General features: G+C 37.6%; 1 protein-coding gene. It reads right to left on the bottom strand.

Translation table 11 applies throughout. From position 1 onward, the window contains the following. Nucleotides 1-83: 83 nt before the first annotated feature. A complete protein-coding gene (locus tag K5G00_RS29505; RefSeq protein ID WP_317235575.1) occupies nucleotides 84-575 on the bottom strand; it encodes a transposase in 492 nt (163 codons plus the stop codon). Between the last annotated feature and the right edge of the window lie 93 nt (nucleotides 576-668).

Below are 668 nucleotides of genomic sequence, written 5' to 3'. Positions count from 1 at the left end.
GGCTCATTCCCGTTATCAAAACTATTTTTTAAAAATCAATAATCAAAATAAACTCCACTTTAATAGGGGAATTCTGACTAACGTTAAAAATTGTAATTGGGGCTCAGAGAGTTACCTAATCCAATTTCGTCAGGTTTTATGTCAAATTTAGCCATTTGTTTTTTAATTCTTTTTGCTATTCCCATCTTTCTTTTCTGGTCTAGGAACAAGTATTCTTTAGGTGTATTGTATGGAACTTTTTTGACCACCATTGTCCATATAATTGTTGCCGGTTTTCTGGCAGTTGCAGGAACAGCAGCCTGTCGTCCTTTACGAAAAGCAATTCGCCGGAAGAAGTCAGACAAGTGTGTATCTTTTAAATTTCTAATAGCATTTGCCGCGTTCCGGAGTGCTATTTTTAGGCGGTTGCTCCCTTTTGGTATTTTATTGCTCTGGATTTTCCCTCCTGATATTTTATTATTCGGAGCCAGGCGTAACCAGGAACCAAACTGTTTAGCTGTTTCAAATTTTTTAAATCCGTCGATTCCGATTTCACTCATAATTGCCACGACAGTTGCATGGCTTACCCCTTCGATTGTATATAACGAAAACCACGGATATTGTCTGATTTATCGATTTTTGAACACAAAACCCCTTACCCATGAAAAGTGAGGATAAGGGTGTTGTCA

Origin of the sequence: Maribellus maritimus, assembly GCF_022267315.1 — a bacterium.
In the GTDB taxonomy this organism is placed as follows: Bacteria; Bacteroidota; Bacteroidia; order Bacteroidales; family Prolixibacteraceae; genus Draconibacterium; species Draconibacterium maritimum.
The sequence above is the reverse complement of the archived record's forward strand: the minus strand, read 5'-3'. Positions and strand labels throughout refer to the sequence as shown.